The sequence below is a fragment of the Methanobrevibacter arboriphilus genome (assembly GCF_019669925.1).
Classification (GTDB): Archaea; Methanobacteriota; Methanobacteria; order Methanobacteriales; family Methanobacteriaceae; genus Methanobinarius; species Methanobinarius arboriphilus_A.
Map to the genome: position 1 here is coordinate 708,095 of NZ_AP019779.1, position 15,689 is coordinate 723,783.

Annotated in this window: 18 protein-coding genes; all 18 read right to left on the bottom strand. The window is 27.9% G+C overall.

Translation table 11 applies throughout. The features are described 5' to 3' along the window. Positions 1–130: 130 nt before the first annotated feature. Positions 131–1,168 (bottom strand): short chain isoprenyl diphosphate synthase IdsA, encoded by a 1,038-nt coding sequence (idsA, locus tag MarbSA_RS03045; protein WP_054834959.1) that lies wholly within the window; start codon positions 1,166–1,168, stop codon positions 131–133. A 57-nt stretch (positions 1,169–1,225) separates the two neighbouring features. Then, entirely contained in the window at positions 1,226–2,575 is a 1,350-nt protein-coding gene (locus tag MarbSA_RS03050) for an RNase J family beta-CASP ribonuclease (RefSeq protein WP_221061833.1), read from the bottom strand. Position 2,576: 1 nt separating this feature from the next. Continuing rightward, complete coding sequence (fni, locus tag MarbSA_RS03055) at positions 2,577–3,653, bottom strand: type 2 isopentenyl-diphosphate Delta-isomerase (protein WP_221061834.1); 1,077 nt, start codon at positions 3,651–3,653, stop codon at positions 2,577–2,579. A 287-nt stretch (positions 3,654–3,940) separates the two neighbouring features. After that, positions 3,941–4,783, bottom strand: coding sequence for an isopentenyl phosphate kinase (locus MarbSA_RS03060; RefSeq protein WP_054834961.1), 843 nt, complete (start codon positions 4,781–4,783; stop codon positions 3,941–3,943). Positions 4,784–5,086: 303 nt separating this feature from the next. Beyond that, positions 5,087–6,046 (bottom strand): mevalonate kinase, encoded by a 960-nt coding sequence (gene mvk, locus MarbSA_RS03065; RefSeq protein ID WP_054834963.1) that lies wholly within the window; start codon positions 6,044–6,046, stop codon positions 5,087–5,089. Positions 6,047–6,514: 468 nt separating this feature from the next. Then, complete coding sequence (gene amrB / locus MarbSA_RS03070; RefSeq protein WP_054834965.1) at positions 6,515–7,372, bottom strand: AmmeMemoRadiSam system protein B; 858 nt, start codon at positions 7,370–7,372, stop codon at positions 6,515–6,517. Between the two features lie 209 nt (positions 7,373–7,581). Next, positions 7,582–8,178, bottom strand: a complete 597-nt coding sequence (rpsB, locus tag MarbSA_RS03075; RefSeq protein WP_042701458.1) for a 30S ribosomal protein S2 — start codon at positions 8,176–8,178, stop codon at positions 7,582–7,584. Between the two features lie 105 nt (positions 8,179–8,283). Then, on the bottom strand, positions 8,284–8,475 hold the full coding sequence (locus tag MarbSA_RS03080; RefSeq protein ID WP_042701461.1) for a 4Fe-4S dicluster domain-containing protein: 192 nt from the start codon (positions 8,473–8,475) through the stop codon (positions 8,284–8,286). 243 nt (positions 8,476–8,718) lie between these two features. Then, positions 8,719–9,969: a phosphopyruvate hydratase gene (eno, locus tag MarbSA_RS03085; RefSeq protein ID WP_042701464.1), complete on the bottom strand. Its 1,251-nt coding sequence runs from the start codon at positions 9,967–9,969 to the stop codon at positions 8,719–8,721. 811 nt (positions 9,970–10,780) lie between these two features. After that, positions 10,781–10,969 carry a DNA-directed RNA polymerase subunit K gene (locus tag MarbSA_RS03090; RefSeq protein WP_042701467.1) on the bottom strand — a complete coding sequence of 63 codons (189 nt, stop codon included), beginning with the start codon at positions 10,967–10,969 and terminating at the stop codon, positions 10,781–10,783. A gap of 115 nt (positions 10,970–11,084) precedes the next feature. After that, positions 11,085–11,255 carry a DNA-directed RNA polymerase subunit N gene (locus tag MarbSA_RS03095; protein WP_042701470.1) on the bottom strand — a complete coding sequence of 57 codons (171 nt, stop codon included), beginning with the start codon at positions 11,253–11,255 and terminating at the stop codon, positions 11,085–11,087. A gap of 268 nt (positions 11,256–11,523) precedes the next feature. Further along, positions 11,524–11,925 (bottom strand): 30S ribosomal protein S9, encoded by a 402-nt coding sequence (locus MarbSA_RS03100; RefSeq protein WP_221061835.1) that lies wholly within the window; start codon positions 11,923–11,925, stop codon positions 11,524–11,526. Between the two features lie 176 nt (positions 11,926–12,101). Further along, a complete protein-coding gene (locus tag MarbSA_RS03105) occupies positions 12,102–12,524 on the bottom strand; it encodes a 50S ribosomal protein L13 (RefSeq protein ID WP_042701476.1) in 423 nt (140 codons plus the stop codon). Positions 12,525–12,580: 56 nt separating this feature from the next. Next, positions 12,581–12,946, bottom strand: a complete 366-nt coding sequence (locus tag MarbSA_RS03110; protein ID WP_042701478.1) for a 50S ribosomal protein L18e — start codon at positions 12,944–12,946, stop codon at positions 12,581–12,583. A gap of 25 nt (positions 12,947–12,971) precedes the next feature. Then, positions 12,972–13,769, bottom strand: a complete 798-nt coding sequence (locus MarbSA_RS03115) for a DNA-directed RNA polymerase subunit D (protein WP_042701481.1) — start codon at positions 13,767–13,769, stop codon at positions 12,972–12,974. 12 nt (positions 13,770–13,781) lie between these two features. Next, positions 13,782–14,174 carry a 30S ribosomal protein S11 gene (locus MarbSA_RS03120; RefSeq protein ID WP_042701483.1) on the bottom strand — a complete coding sequence of 131 codons (393 nt, stop codon included), beginning with the start codon at positions 14,172–14,174 and terminating at the stop codon, positions 13,782–13,784. 14 nt (positions 14,175–14,188) lie between these two features. Further along, positions 14,189–14,824: a 30S ribosomal protein S4 gene (locus tag MarbSA_RS03125; RefSeq protein ID WP_081719989.1), complete on the bottom strand. Its 636-nt coding sequence runs from the start codon at positions 14,822–14,824 to the stop codon at positions 14,189–14,191. Between the two features lie 299 nt (positions 14,825–15,123). Next, positions 15,124–15,573, bottom strand: a complete 450-nt coding sequence (locus MarbSA_RS03130; protein WP_080460118.1) for a 30S ribosomal protein S13 — start codon at positions 15,571–15,573, stop codon at positions 15,124–15,126. Between the last annotated feature and the right edge of the window lie 116 nt (positions 15,574–15,689).

Sequence of the window (15,689 nt, forward strand, 5' to 3'; positions counted from 1 at the left end):
TAAATGTATTAATAAATTTTGTATTGTTAATTTTATTTTATTAATACAAAATTAGCAATTTTAATACTAGTTTTATATACTAGTTTTATATATTAATTTTGTATACTAATTTTATATACTAATTCTGTAACTAATTTTGCCTATAAAGTACAAAATCTGCAACTAATGAAAGTGTATGTTTAGCTTCAGATTCAGGCAATATTTCAAGTAGTTGTTTTGCTTCCTTAACATTTGCAAGAGCAATATTTTGAGCATATTGAATAGAACCATATTTTTCAAAAAGAGATATTGCTTCATCTACGTATACCTGATCACAATTACCACTTTCATTACCCATCTTTAAAATTTCTAAAATTCTTTTTTTATCCTCAGGATTAGCCCTGTTTAATGCATTTACAACTATAATTGTCATCTTACCTTCAGCAATATCACTACCAACAGGTTTTCCAAGAGAACCTTCATCACTAACAAGATCTAAATAATCATCTTGAATTTGAAAAGCTAAACCAATAAGTTTACCATAATCATACATATTTGAAACAATTTTTTCATTAGCACCACCCATTATAGCTCCAGATTCAGTGGCAGCAGCAATTAATGCAGCAGTTTTTTTAAATATCATTTCCATATATTCTTCTTCACTTACATCAAAATTCCCTTCAAAGCCCATATCTTGAGCTTGACCTTCACATATTTTAACACAAGCATCAGCAACAGTGGATAAAGTTCTGTTTACACGATTTAAACACTCTTCTGGATTTGAAGAATCAATCTCATTTTTTGAGTTAATAACCAGTTCATAAGCCTTTGAAAATAAAGTATCACCAGCTAATATAGCTACTGGTTCACCCCAAACTTTATGAACTGAAGGTTTTCCACGTCTCATATCATCTTTATCCATAATATCATCATGAATAAGTGAAAACGTATGAATTAATTCTATAGCAGCAGCAGCTTTTATACAACTTGAAAAAGTCCCGCCAACAGCTTCACAGACTAAAACTGTTAGAGCAGGTCTTAACATTTTACCACCAGCTTCTGTAAGATAAATTGAAGCTTCACGAAGATCTTCTGGCCCTATATTTGAAAGAGTATTTCCTATTTCTTTATGAATATCTTTAGAATATTGTCCTAATACTTTACCTACATCTTCATTAATATTTGACATGACTATCCCTCCTAATTATTAAACAAACTATAATTTTAGTTTTTAAATATAAACAACCTAAAATCCTTCATTAAACACTTGAGCTTGACCATTTCTTAAAATATGTACGTTGTTACCTATCCTATATCCTTCTTCTTCTGCTAATTCACCATATGCAGCTAACATTTCTAATTCCCCATGAGCAGGGATTATATGTTTTGGTTTAAGCATTCTAATAAAGTCTCTATGATCTTCCCTTCCAGCATGTCCAGATACATGAGCATTAGAATATATTCTAGCACCACTTGAAATTAATCTTCTTTCCATCATATGTCTATTAGCTTTATTTGTAGGATTTGGAATAATTGGAGCAGAGATTATAACATTATCTCCAGGCCTTACAGTAAAAGGAGTTCTACCACTTGCTATTCTTGGAAGTAAAGCATCAGGTTCACCTTGATGTCCAGTAGTAACAAGTAAATATTCTTCCCTATTATCTTCAGCCTTATTAAGTGCTTTTGTAACTGCCTTTGGACTTCCATAAACACTAGCATTATCAGGTAAATCTAATATTCCAAAATTTTCAGCAATACCACAGTATCTTTCCATAGACCTACCTAAAAAGAAAATATGTCTATCACTAGTTTTAGCAATATCAGCTATAGCTTGAACTCTCTCAACATGAGATGAAAAAGTAGTTACAATCATTCCAGTTTTTTCTTTTAGAGGTTGCTTCATCAAATCCTCTAAAATAATCTTAGCCACTCTTTCAGAATAAGTTTTAACCTCATGAAACTCATTAGCTCTTGTAGTTTCAACAATAAGAGATAAAACACCTTTTTTACCTAATTCTCTTAACCTATTATAGTCAGGAGGTGGAGATATTTTTTGATGGTTATCAAATTTAAAATCATTTGCATAAACAATAACACCTTCACGAGTATGAAGAGCAGGCAATACTGCTTGTGGAATACTATGGGTTGATTGTACAAATTCCAATGTTACATCTTTTGATAATTGTAATTTACCACCCGGATTTAAGTTTCTTAAAGGGTTTGAAACAGAAAATTTCCTTTCACCCTTTATTGTTCTTTCAATAAGCGCTATAGTATAAGGAGTAGCTATAATTGGAGCATCATAACGATGAGCTAACTTAGCTACTGCCCCAATATGATCTAGATGCCCGTGAGAAAAGACAATCGCCTTAACTTTCCCATCTACATCCTTCATTAAAGTATCATCAGGAATTACTCCTCTTTCAATTAAATCTAAACTATGCATTCTATCTATATCAGTATCCTCATGGATACTTATTCTATCAAGATGGATTCCCATGTCAAAGATTATAACTTCTTCACCTACCTTTACAGCAGTCATATTTTTTCCGACTTCTTCATATCCACCTATTGCAATAACTTCTACAGTCAAATCAGTTCCTCCTTGAATAATTTTTTGTGTTAAATTCCCTTTCCACTAGCCATTCTTTAGTATCGCCTTTTATAATCAGATTTGAATTTTTAAGTTCTTCTAAGTTTTTTGCACCTACTAAAAACATAGCTATTTTCAAAGAATCATTAAATATATTAATAAATTTGATAATTTCATCATGTCCAACAAAAGCTTCTTTTAATATCGGTAAAGCCATTCCAACCGCATCTGCACCAAGAGCAATTGCTTTAGCAGCATCTAATCCTGAACGAATCCCGCCTGAAGATATAATAGGAATATCTAATGAATTTGAAAGTTCAGCAGTTGTAACTGCAGTCGGAATTCCCCAATCCCAGAATAACTCACCAATATATCTATCTTCAGCACGATAAGTTTCTACAGCAGCCCAACTAGTTCCACCAGCACCTGCAACATCAATAAAATCTACACCTGCACTTTCAAGAGTTTTACCTTCCTCAAATGCAATGCCAGTTCCAGTTTCTTTAACCATTATAGGAACATCAATCTCCTCAACAATATTCTCAATTGAATTAACATAACCAGTAGCATTGACATCTCCTTCAGGCTGTATTGACTCTTGGAGTGCATTTAAATGAATAGCTAGTATATCTGCATCAATCATATCAATAGCTTTTTGAGCAAATTCTTTAGAGTTTTTTGAATCTCCAATTATTTGAGGAGCCCCTATATTTCCAATTAAAAGAGTATTGGGAGCATTTTCTCTAGCTATTTCATAAGTATTTGAAAGTTCTGGGTTCTCGATTGCTGCTCTTTGACTACCTAGACCAAGACCAATTTTTTCACTTTCAGCAGCTATAGCTAATTCTTTATTAATCTTAAAAGCTGAGGGATGTCCCCCAGTAATAGCAGTTATCAAAAGAGGAGATTCTAATTTTTTTCCAAAAACATTGGTAGATATGTCAATTTCCTCTTTGTTTATTTCTGGTAAGGCATTATGAACAAGTTCAATATCCTTAAATCCAGAATTTTTATTTTTGTATTGAACATCATAGTGTTTACATAATAATAGATGTTCTAATTTTCTATCTGAAATCATTTTGTTTTTCCTTAATTTTTCCTTATTTTTTTAAATTAATAATTTAAATAAATTAAATAGTAAATAAACAGTTAAATATAAAATATCAACTAATAATATTAAATAAGTTAAATATTTAAATAAGTTAATAGTCAAATAAATTGAATAAGTTAAATATATTATATAATTAACTAATTTATATTAAATAATTTATATTAAATAATTTAAATTTAGCTTAAATCTCCTAATGTTATATTATCATATGAACATTATTTTTCTTATTTTGTTTTTAAATTTTATACTTTTTATTATTTTATTCTAGTTCCTTTAATATCTTTATTATTTAATGCATCTAAGATATTACCATCTTCATTAGCATTGATAATTTTAGACTCTATACCAAGCTCTGCCAACTCCAATAATTCTTTTATTTTACCAATCATTCCACCAGTAACATCAATATTGGTTGTTGAATCTAATTCATCAATATCATCTAAAGAAGTAAGTACTGGAATATGCTTTGCATCATCATATTTTTTAGGATTTTTTGTATAAACACCATTAACATCTGTTCCTAAAATAACTTCTTTTTTATTTGATTTTGAAGATAAGTTTAAATTTATCGCTATATACTGTAAAATTTGATCACCAGAAAGTACAGCTACCTTTAGTTCATCATCAAGGACTACATCTCCGTATATTACAGGTATAAATCCTTCATCAATATATCTCTCAATTAAATCTAAATTAAAATTATTTATTCTTTTATTTTTTGTAGTAATAAACGAAGAAGCTTGAATAGATACACATGGCAACCCATGATTAACCAAAACATCACATATTATAGTATTTAATTTTTTTACACAAATTTGAGTTTTTGAGAATCCTATTCTTTTTTTAGGATACTCATCATTATTAAAATTATTTCCAATTTCATATTTTTTTGCAGGAGGATGTCCATAAGAACCAGCACCATGAATAATTACTAAACCTTGATCACTAGAATTGTTATTAATAAAATTATCCATTCCTTTATTAATAAGAGCATTTTTAATTTCATTAGCTATTCTATTTAAGTTAGTATAATTAACCTCAGCTTTTTTTGAGTTTTTATTAGTTAGTATACTTCCACCAAGCTTTAAAATTATCATTTAATCTCCTATTTTAATTTTCTGAATTAATTTTGTGAATTAATTTTGTGAATATTAATCTTATGAATATTAGTTTTATGAATATTAAATTTATTAATATAAATTAGTATTAAAAATTTTATGAATATTAAGTTTATTGATATAAACAGTATTAAAATTAAATTTATTGAATTAATTTTATCAATATTAGATTTATTAATATTAAACTTATTAATATTATAGTTATTAATAATAGATTTATTTTTTATAACATTAGATTTTTTAATATTAAAGTTATTAATATTAACTTTATCAATATTAATTTTATCTAATTTCTTTAACAAAAACTCCCCTATTTGAAAAGTTGACTTTTATAGCATTATCATGATAACTAAGAGCTTTAAATACCCTATCCTGATTTCTTGGACAGCATGCAATAATACTACCTCCTCCACCAGCTCCAGTAATTTTTGAACCGCTAGCTCCTGCTTTTCTTGCAAGATAAACCATACGAGAAAGTTCATTAGTATTTACACCAAGAGAATCAAGTAAACCCTGATTAATATTCATTAATTCCCCTAACTTAAATTCTTGCTTTTTAATGATAGCTATTTTAGCTTCATCAGTTATTTTACCAATAGTCTTTATAATTGGAGTTACAACCATAGGATGCCTATTTTTTAAAGATTTTACAGATTTAACCATTCTTCCAGTATTACCACGTTTAGAAGTGTAACCTATAACAAAAGAAGATTTAAGATTTGTATCAAATTTAGATATCTTTTTATCTTTTGAAAGATATATTAATCCTCCAAAAGTACTTACTCTTGTATCAAGTGGACTTGCCATACCTTGAACATTATTTTCAATCTCATGGGCTTTTTTAGCTATAAAACTCTTATTAAATTTCTTTCCTTGATATTTAAAAAGTGCTGCAAGAGTAGCTACGGTTACAGCTGCTGAAGATCCAAGTCCCGAACCAATAGGAATATCTAAAGAAAGATCCAATTCAATAGGACTATGATCATGACATTTATGTAAAATTTCTAAAATATATTTTATTATACCAGGTTTTCCTTTCTTCAGCCTATATCTTTTAGCAACAGTGTCTAATTCTGCCTCAAATCCCAAATCATTAGATTTAAAAATAGAAACATCAGAAGCCTCTTTTAATCTTATAGTTGCTCTTTTATTAACAGCCCCTGCAATAGCAGGTTCACCATAAACAACAGCATGCTCCCCAAATAGTATTGTTTTACCAGGAGCTGAAGCAATAATTTCCATTTTTACACATCTAAATAATTATAGACTTAATACTAAATTAAATCATTTGAAATCCATGAAAATAATAATTGAGAAATTAAAATTACTAAGATAACATTATTATAATAATTACAATAATTATAATAATTATACATATTAGGATAATTAAAACTAGAAAAGTTATAACATATTAACCTAACTACTATAACCATGATTAAAACAGTCATAATAGCCATAATTAATGTAATCATGACTAATTATAGCTATAACTAATATATAACTACCAATATAACAATGATTAACTACAACTATAACTAATTACAAGTATTAAAACCATTACAACTAAAAAATTATAACTATAACTAACTATAACTAGAAATCATATAGTCCTAAATATAATCAAGATATTAAATATGTAATCTTAGATAATATAATAATCCTTAATCTAATAATCCCAATACTATAATCCTAATAATCCAAATTATGAAATTAATCAAAAATAGCTGAACAATATCCTACAACTGAGCTTAAATCTCCAGAAATATCTCCACTTGTCGCGTATTTTAAGATTTTCCCTTTTTTGGCGCCTAAAGATCTTGATGCTTTAATAACAGCGATTGTAGGACCATAACCACACATACTAATTCTAAAATCTTCAACAGCCTTTAAAAGAGAATGTTCATCCATATTTGATATTGCATCCAATATCAATTTATCCTTCTTTTCAGCTATTTGTTTAGATTCATAATGAGTTAAATCAGTACTAGCAATCATTAAAATAGATCTTCCTAATTTTTTAGCTGTTTTAGTAATAGAATTAGCTATATCAGAGCCACTTTCCATATCTTGCATCCAAATAACTATAGGAACAATCTTAAAATCATTGGAAAAGTACTGTAAGAATGGAAGATGAACTTCACAGCTATGCTCTCTAATGTGAGCAGATGTATCAGAATCGATTAAATCAGAGTTTATAATCATTTCTTCTGCAAATTCTTCATCAACTTCAATATTTCCTAAAGGAGTACTCCATATACCTTCTTTAAATATTGAAATCCCAGTTCCCAAACCAGTATGGTTAGGACATAATATTATGAATGTTTCAGGAAAGCCATTTTCAACTATTTCACAGTAAGCATGAGCAGCGATAGGTCCAGAATAAGAATATCCTGCATGAGGAACAACAGCACCATAAATATTATCCTTGTTTGGATCATCATCTGAAATTCCCAATTCAGGAACTTTTCCAGGCCCTAATTTATGATTGAAACACCATTCAATAGTTTTTTTTAATTCAGATGGATTTTTATCATAAAATAATCCTGCTACAGCTGGTTTTCTTATCATGATATTAAATATGTTTTTTAGATTTAATAAATTTATTCAATCAATTAATATGAAAATTCTATATTACTTAATAATTTTCATATTTAAGAATTTCATATTTAATAATTCTCTATTCAATAATCTATATTTAAGAATCCATATTCCATAATTTCCTATTTAATAATTTCTATTTATCTAATATTGTTTAATAGGACTCTAGATTCACAAATTTAAAATTTTAACTCGAAGTCAGCTGCATCTAGACTAATATCTTCATCTTCACCGATGGTACCTTTTTCTCTCAACATTTGTCTAGCTAATAACCAATATACTAAAGCAATAGCTTTTCTACCTTTATTATTAACAGGAATTGCTAAATCAACAGTACTTAATAAGTTTTCAGTATCACATAAAGCAACAACAGGAACACCTATTTGTTTAGACTCTATAATAGCTTGAGAATCAGATCTTGGATCAGTTACAACAATAACTTTTGGTTCAATGAATTTAGAGTAATTAGGATTAGTTAATGTTCCAGGGATAAATCTTCCAGGAATTGATTTACAACCAGTAACTTCTCCAAACTTCTTAACAGGAGCTTGACCATATTGTCTTGTAGCTACTACAAGTATATCTTCTGGATCATATTTAGACAAAAATTTAGCAGCTGCCATTATTCTATCATTGGTTTTGCTAATATCTAAAACATATAAACCATCAGATCTTATACGAAATATATATTTTTCCATATCACTTGTTTTTTGCTGAGTTCCTATATGTAATCCTGCTGCTAAGTATTCTTCTAATGGTATTAATAATTCTGACAATATATCACCTTTATATTAATTTATAATCTTTATATATAATTTAAAAATTTAGCTATTATTGAAATACATTAATGAAAATATATTATTAAAAATATATTATGAAGATTAATCATCCTCAACATTAACACATTCTTGAGGACAAACATCCATACAAACTTCACATAAACTACAGTCTTCTTGGTTTTGTATGACTATTTTATCTCCTTCAAGTACTAAGACTTCCATAGGGCAGACATCTGCACATTCACCACAATCTCCACCATCACATTTATCATAATCAACAGTTACTTTTGCCATAATATCTCCTTTAAACTCTCTATATCATATAGACTTTATCATAATTTAAGCATTATACTTTTAAAGCATGAAAAATTTAAATATTGTAAATTAAGTATATAATAATTCAAATATCATAAATTAATTATAAGTATTAATTTAAGTATTGTAAATTAAGTATAAATAATAACCTAAATATTGTGAATTAAGCATATAATAGTTTAAATATTTTAAATTTAATTACAAATAATTTTATTTAATAGTTCATTTATTCAATTTAGCCATTATTGGATTGGATAATTCTTCTTCTATACGGATTAGCTCATTTAATTTCGCTATTCTTTCTCCACCTAATGCACCAGTTTTAATTAAAGGTGCTCCAAATGCAACAGCTAAGTGAGCAATAGTCTCATCAGTTGTCTCACCAGATCTATGAGAAACAACAGGTGCAACATCGTTTTCTTTAGCTAATTTAACAGTCGCATAAGTTTCAGATAATGAACCAATTTGATTAGGTTTAATAATGATTGCATTAGCAGCATTCATCTCAATTCCTTTAGCTAGAATCTCTTTATTTGTAACAAATATATCATCACCACAAACAAAACATTTATCACCAACAAGAGAATTTAATTCTTTAAACCCATCAAAGTCAGCCTCATCAAATGGATCTTCAACATAGATCATATTATAAGTTTCAATTATATCTTTAACAAACTCAATCTGATCACCAGTATCTCTAGAAACATTATCTTGAGAATAAATATATTTTTCTTGATTAGCATCCCAAAACTCAGAAGCAGCCATGTCTAAAGCAGGAGAAATTTTTATTCCAATTTCATCCCCAACTTCTTCACAAGCTTGAGCTTGAATTTCTAAAGCAATATCATTACTTACATTAGGAATCCAACCACCTTCATCTCCTTTACCACCAGTAAAAAGAGAATCTTTAGTCTGAATAAGCTCTTTTAGTTTCTTATGAACTGCTGAGTTTGCAAAAACCGCTTCAGTAATATTATTTGCACCAACTGGAACGATTAAAAATTCTTGAATATCTGGAGCATTAACACCTGCATGAGCTCCACCATTCATCATATTACCTAAAGGATAGGGAATTTCATTAACAAAATTTCCACCTAAATATTTATAAAGTGGTAAGTTATATGAAGCTGCAGCTGCTTTAGCTACTGCCATAGATACTGCTACAGTAGTATTTCCACCAATAGACGCATAATTATCAGTTCCATCAATCTCTTTTAAAACTAAATCAATATCTGCAATATCTTCAGCATCCATCCCAATTAGTTCAGAAGAAATTAAATCCTCTACTTCACTAATAATTTTGTCTACTCCTCCATCTGGAAATGCAACAACTTCACGAGATCCAGTACTTGCACCACTCGGAGCTGCAGCTCGTCCAAACCCATTCCAAGTAAGAATATCTACTTCAACAGTAGCATTTCCTCTACTATCTAAAATTTTTCTAACACGAACATCTTCTATAACACTATCCAAAAAAACACCCCAAGGATATTCATTAAGATTTATTGATACATGAAACCCATAATAGTACTAGTAGAAAATAAATCCTAAGAATACTAAAAATTACTACAAGTAGATTAATAAATATTAATATAAAGATAACAGTTAATTATCTAAGTTATTCTATTAATCTAACTTATTTTAGTATAATTAATAAGTACTTATTGAGAATCGATCATATAAATTAGTATAACTCAATGTTTTATAATTTCAACCATATAACCTATAATGAGATTAAAAATCTTTTTTAAAAATAGAAGTTGATTTATAGATTAATATAATACCATTAAAAACCATTGCTTATATTTAATATTGAATTTATTACTTATTTATAATTAAATTTTATATATTTATTAATTTAATAATATAATTTATTTTTAATAAAAATATTTTTAATTAAAGTTTTAATAACTTAAATTAAAGTATTAATAATTTATTAATTAATAACTTATTATAATTATTAATAATAAATAAGCATATTGTATTGTAAATATATTAATAATTTATTTATTAATAGTTTATCATTTAATAATTATATTTATTATTTAATATATAAATTTAATCTTTATTTTAATATTTTAATAATAAATATGTGTTTTTATAAAAATTATAAAAATTTTTAGCTAATTATTTTCTTTTATTTAATTATTTGTTATAATAAATATTATATCAGACTAATATTATTATATAATCAATATTATTTCTAATATTATTTACTATATCTACATTATTTAATTTATTGTATTTAATTTATAAAGTATTTAATTCAGTATTTATTGTATTATTATTTATTATATTCATTTTTTTTAACATCTAAAGGTAAAACTTTATTTTCAAGTTCTAAAGCAGCAATGTCAATTGGATCAATAGATTCGGATACTTTTACTAAAGGTTTAGCACCCATAGAAAGTTGAAGAGCTCTTGCTCCAAGAAGTCTAGCTTTTTCAAATCTTGTTAATTTATTTGTTGCCATTTTATATCCTCATTAATTCCATAATTAACTAACTATACAAAATTGATAATAAAAAATACCAATATTAACAAATACATAAAAATTCATGATTAGAGAAAAATCTCATGCTCAAACATTATTCCCATGTTTCAACGTGAGTAATTAACATTCTCCTACAACAGTATCTTTTAATACCCATATCATCAAGAATAGCTTTTGAATCTTCCCCATCAGCTATCCTACTATTATATTCATCAAAATATGCAGAAACTGGCTTTCCACAACTTATACATCGTATAGGAATCATATTGAATCATCATTTCCTTTTTAATTATAATAAAATATATGAATTTAAATATAAATTTAATTTTCTATTTTATTTAATTTTTATTTGATTTTATATTTATATTTAATTTTCTATTTAATTTTATAGTATTAATTTTATAATATAATAAAAAATTTAAAAATTTTTAAATTTAAAAAATTCAATATTTTTAAAAATAAAATCAATTAGTCTATTATTGATATTTATAAAATTATCGATACTTATAAAAAAATATAAAAAGTTTATCGATTCACCGATAACTTTTTTGTTTACGAGCTCTTGCTCCAGGACCACCATACTTTTTTGGCTCAGAACGTCTTGGATCTCCAACTAACATTGTTCTATCATATTGAACAAATTTTTCTTTAAGATCCATATCATTAGTCCATTGTACTAATCCTTTTGCAATAACCATACGAGCAGCTTCTGCTTGACCCATAACTCCTCCACCAATAACTTTGACATTAATATCAATATCATTAGCTAAATCACCAGCTAAAGTTAAAGGCTCGGTTAATTTTAATCTAGCAAGCTCTGGTGAATAAAGTTCAATTGGACGTTTATTTATCCTAATTCTACCTTTACCTTCTTGAACTGTACCTCGAGCAATAGCTGTTTTACGCTTTCCACTTGTGTGAACAACTTTTTTCATTAAAACACATCCCTAATTAAAACTATTAAAGAATCTAAATAAAAATATTCAAATTATAAAGTTATCTAAACAAAATTATCTAAATAACATTATCGAAATAGTACTATCTAAATAAAATTATTTAACTAGTATTATCTAAATAATAAAATTATTTAAATAAAATTAAAATTTAAAAATTAAAATTTAGCTCCTAAAAGTTTTGAAATTTCTCCTAATTCTATTCCTTTCTTAATATTCCCATATTCTGCATCAGGTACTTTAGATGTTTCTAAATCATTAAATTCCTTTGGAACACCTACATAAGCTTTTAAGCCTTTAAAAGCAGTTCTTCCTTTAGATTTTTTAATTGGTAACATTCCCCTTACAGTTCTTCTAAAAATTTCTTCAGGTCTTCTTGGATATTTTGGACCTAAATCTCTTGGATTAGAAATACTTGCCCTATCAAGTCTTTGTTTATACTTAGCATAAGCCCAATCTTTTGAACCAGTGAGCATTATTTTTTCAGCATTAAGAACAACAATCTCTTCACCTTCAAGAAGTTTTTTACTTGTTACACTAGCAAGTCTTCCTAAAATATGTCCTTCTCCATCAATAATCATAAATAACACCTTTATTAAATAAATCGTAGTTTTACATATAAGTTTGAATAAATCAATTATTCAACAATTTTTATATTACTACCTTTAGGATTTTTCTCGATTATCTCACTGATAGAAATACATTCTCCACCAGATTTTTCAATTTTTTCTTGAGCTGTCTTTGAAAATTTTAATGCTGCAATGCTAACTTCATGGTCAAGTTGACCATTAGATAAAACTTTACCTGGAACAAGTACAGTTTGATTTTCTTCAGAAACCCTGTTAATATCAGACAAGTTAACTTCTGCTTGTCTTCTACTTGCCCTTTCTAGTCTTTGTGCAACATCTTTCCAAATAGCTACTTCCTCATTATAAGATTTATCTTTAAGATTTTTTATAAGTTCAGTGAGGTTAGGATTTGTTTTGATAACTCTTCTAGCCATTAGTTTTCTCTCCTTTATCCTAATATTAATTTTTACTAAACGTGATGAACTTGTCTGTTTTTTCATTTAAAACATCACAAGCTTTTGATAAAACCTCTTCAGGAGGTATAGATCCATCAGTTTCAATCTTAAATATGAAATTCTCTGGCTCAAAACTTATATCAATATAATTATTCTCATCAGCTCTCATACAAGCTTTACACATAGAACAATTTTCAATATTCTGCACTTTTAATACTTTAGATCTTTTGTCAGATTTCAAAATATTTCTCGGACAAACATCAGCTAAATCATAATTAACTTCTGAATCTTCATTAAAAGTGATTTTAGGATATTGTTTATAAGCACAAACAGTAGTAGGCATCCATTTTGCATGTTCTTTACCTAAACCTATTTTTGCTACTGCTTCTAATTCCACATTTTGATTTTCTTTGAGTTTTAAGAGTGGTATTGTGTCATATACTGGTTTTATTGTTGAGTCAGTTGAAACTAAATCCTTAGAATATATAACTCCAGGACCTGTTTTATTTAAAGTAAAAGAAACACTACATCTAGGACAATAATCCTCACAATCACATTCATCTGCCATCTCCATTCCATCAATAGCATCCAAATTTGAAACTAAAGGAGTTAATCCTAATCTGTGAGCTAAAACCTCATTAAACATTGCTGAATCGTTTTGAACAATGTTAACATCTTCAATTGCTATTTTAGGAACTTCCATCATAGCAATTCTACGAATAGCATTGATAAAAGGTACTTCTGCATCACGAATGATGAAAACAATTTCATTTTCATCTTTACTTTTGACTTCAATTTCCATAATATACCCTTCTTAGACTCTTCTTCCTCTTTTACCACCAGGTCGTCCAGTACCATCATGAGGAATTGGAGTAATATCTTCAATTTTACCAATCCTAATACCTGCCCTAGCTAAAGCACGAATAGTAGCTTGTGCACCAGGACCTGGGCTTCTTGGACCGTTTCCACCAGGAGCTCTTACTTTAATATGTAAACCAACATATCCTTTTTCTTTAGCATCATCAGCTGCTCTAGTAGCTGCTTCCATAGCTGCAAAAGGAGATGCTTCTTGTCTATCTGCACGAACAACTTTTCCACCAGACCATTGACAAATAGTCTCAGCACCAGTGATATCAGTTACAGTGATGATAGTGTTATTGAATGATGAGTAAATATTAGCTATTCCCCATTTTTCATCTTTCGCCATTATTTCACCATTTATTAATTTTTATCTGGATTTTGCACATTTTCTGTGTTTTCGATAGGATTTTCAGAAGATGCATCAGATTCTACAGATTTACCTTTAAAATTCTTACCTTTAGCATCAGTACTATCATTTCCTGTTGCTTTTCCAGCATTATATTCTTGAATCTGTTTAGCAATTGAAGGAGTATAATAACCTATAAGATCTTCTTCACCACGTTTAACTACATAACTTGGTGAATCAATCTTTTTATCATTCATAGATATATGACCATGCACAACAAACATTCTTGCTTCTTTAGCTGTTCTAGCAAGCCCTTTTTGATGTACTACAGTCTGTAATCTCCTTCTTAAAACGTTTTCAACAGTTAAATTAAGAATATCTTCTAAATGAGCATTTTCTGGAAGGAAGCCTTGTCTTGATAAATGCCCAATTAATTCGTTTTTCTCTTCCTCTACTTGGTCTTGAGAGAAACCTAATAAATATCTTGCTTCCCTACTGTATTTTCTAACTAAAGTGTCAGCTTTCCAAATCTCTTTCTTGTTTTTTAAGCCATATTTAACCATTAATTTATTTTCTGACTTAATTCTTTCAGCATTCCAAGGATGAGGTGGAGTATCATATTTTTTTCTTGCTTTTCTTGGATGACCCATTATATAATCTCCTTAAATTTTATTATTTTATAAAATGTTATTGATAATTTAACTAAAAATATTAGCTTAATAATTGCTTAATATATAATATCAGATTTTATTCACTATTAGTTACTATCATTTACTATGAAAATTAATTATAACAAAAAATTAATATAATAACCATAAATAAAGCTAATAAATAAAACTATAATAACCAAAAACAAAATTATAATAACCAGAAATAATAATCAAATTATTAAAATAAGTTTAAAGCACAACCTAACATTATAACATTAAAATAAGCCTATAAAACTAAATTATCCTCTTCTTCTTCTTACACCAACAGATGAACCTTTTCTAAAAGTAGATTTAGTTCTTTGACCTCTTACAGGTAAGCCGACTTCATGCCTTCTTCCTTTATAACTTCTGGTCTTTCTCATTCTGTTTAAATCATCTCTTAAAGTCATAACAAGATCAGATTCAATTAGATGAGTAGTTTCACCAGTAGCATAGTCACGTTGTCTGTTTAACATCCATTCTGGAATGTTGTATTTTTGAGGATCTTCTAAAGCTTCTTCAATTTTTAAGACATCTTCATCTGAGATATATCCTATTTTTTGATTTAAATCAAAACCCATAGCTAAAGCTAAAGACCTTGATAAGGATAATCCAACACCTTTGATATCGGTTAAAGCATGTTCAATAGTTTTATTACCATCTACATCCTTTCTGGAAATACGCACCAAGTGCTTAAAATCGTCTTCCATTAAATAACCTCCGATTAGTAGAGCGAATCCATGAGACGTGAAATCTGGATTCGAATGTTTTGCATGAAAATTATTAATACAAAACACAGTTTTCAACAATTTAAACTTAGTTAACA

Excerpts from the sequence above, each read along its gene's own strand:
- idsA (WP_054834959.1), bottom strand. The coding sequence starts at position 1,168 with ATGTCAAATATTAATGAAGATGTAGGTAAAGTATTAGGACAATATTCT.
- fni (WP_221061834.1), bottom strand. The coding sequence starts at position 3,653 with ATGATTTCAGATAGAAAATTAGAACATCTATTATTATGTAAACACTAT.
- MarbSA_RS03060 (WP_054834961.1), bottom strand. The coding sequence starts at position 4,783 with ATGATAATTTTAAAGCTTGGTGGAAGTATACTAACTAATAAAAACTCA.
- mvk (WP_054834963.1), bottom strand. The coding sequence starts at position 6,046 with ATGGAAATTATTGCTTCAGCTCCTGGTAAAACAATACTATTTGGGGAG.
- amrB (WP_054834965.1), bottom strand. The coding sequence starts at position 7,372 with ATGATAAGAAAACCAGCTGTAGCAGGATTATTTTATGATAAAAATCCA.
- MarbSA_RS03080 (WP_042701461.1), bottom strand. The coding sequence starts at position 8,475 with ATGGCAAAAGTAACTGTTGATTATGATAAATGTGATGGTGGAGATTGT.
- MarbSA_RS03090 (WP_042701467.1), bottom strand. The coding sequence starts at position 10,969 with ATGGCAACAAATAAATTAACAAGATTTGAAAAAGCTAGACTTCTTGGA.
- MarbSA_RS03095 (WP_042701470.1), bottom strand. The coding sequence starts at position 11,255 with ATGATTCCTATACGATGTATAAGTTGTGGAAAGCCAGTTTCTGCATAT.
- MarbSA_RS03100 (WP_221061835.1), bottom strand. The coding sequence starts at position 11,925 with ATGAAAAAAGTTGTTCACACAAGTGGAAAGCGTAAAACAGCTATTGCT.
- MarbSA_RS03105 (WP_042701476.1), bottom strand. The coding sequence starts at position 12,524 with ATGATTATTGATGGAGAAGGACATATTTTAGGAAGACTTGCTAGTGTA.
- MarbSA_RS03110 (WP_042701478.1), bottom strand. The coding sequence starts at position 12,946 with ATGGCTAGAAGAGTTATCAAAACAAATCCTAACCTCACTGAACTTATA.
- MarbSA_RS03115 (WP_042701481.1), bottom strand. The coding sequence starts at position 13,769 with ATGGAAATTGAAGTCAAAAGTAAAGATGAAAATGAAATTGTTTTCATC.
- MarbSA_RS03120 (WP_042701483.1), bottom strand. The coding sequence starts at position 14,174 with ATGGCGAAAGATGAAAAATGGGGAATAGCTAATATTTACTCATCATTC.
- MarbSA_RS03125 (WP_081719989.1), bottom strand. The coding sequence starts at position 14,824 with ATGGGTCATCCAAGAAAAGCAAGAAAAAAATATGATACTCCACCTCAT.
- MarbSA_RS03130 (WP_080460118.1), bottom strand. The coding sequence starts at position 15,573 with ATGGAAGACGATTTTAAGCACTTGGTGCGTATTTCCAGAAAGGATGTA.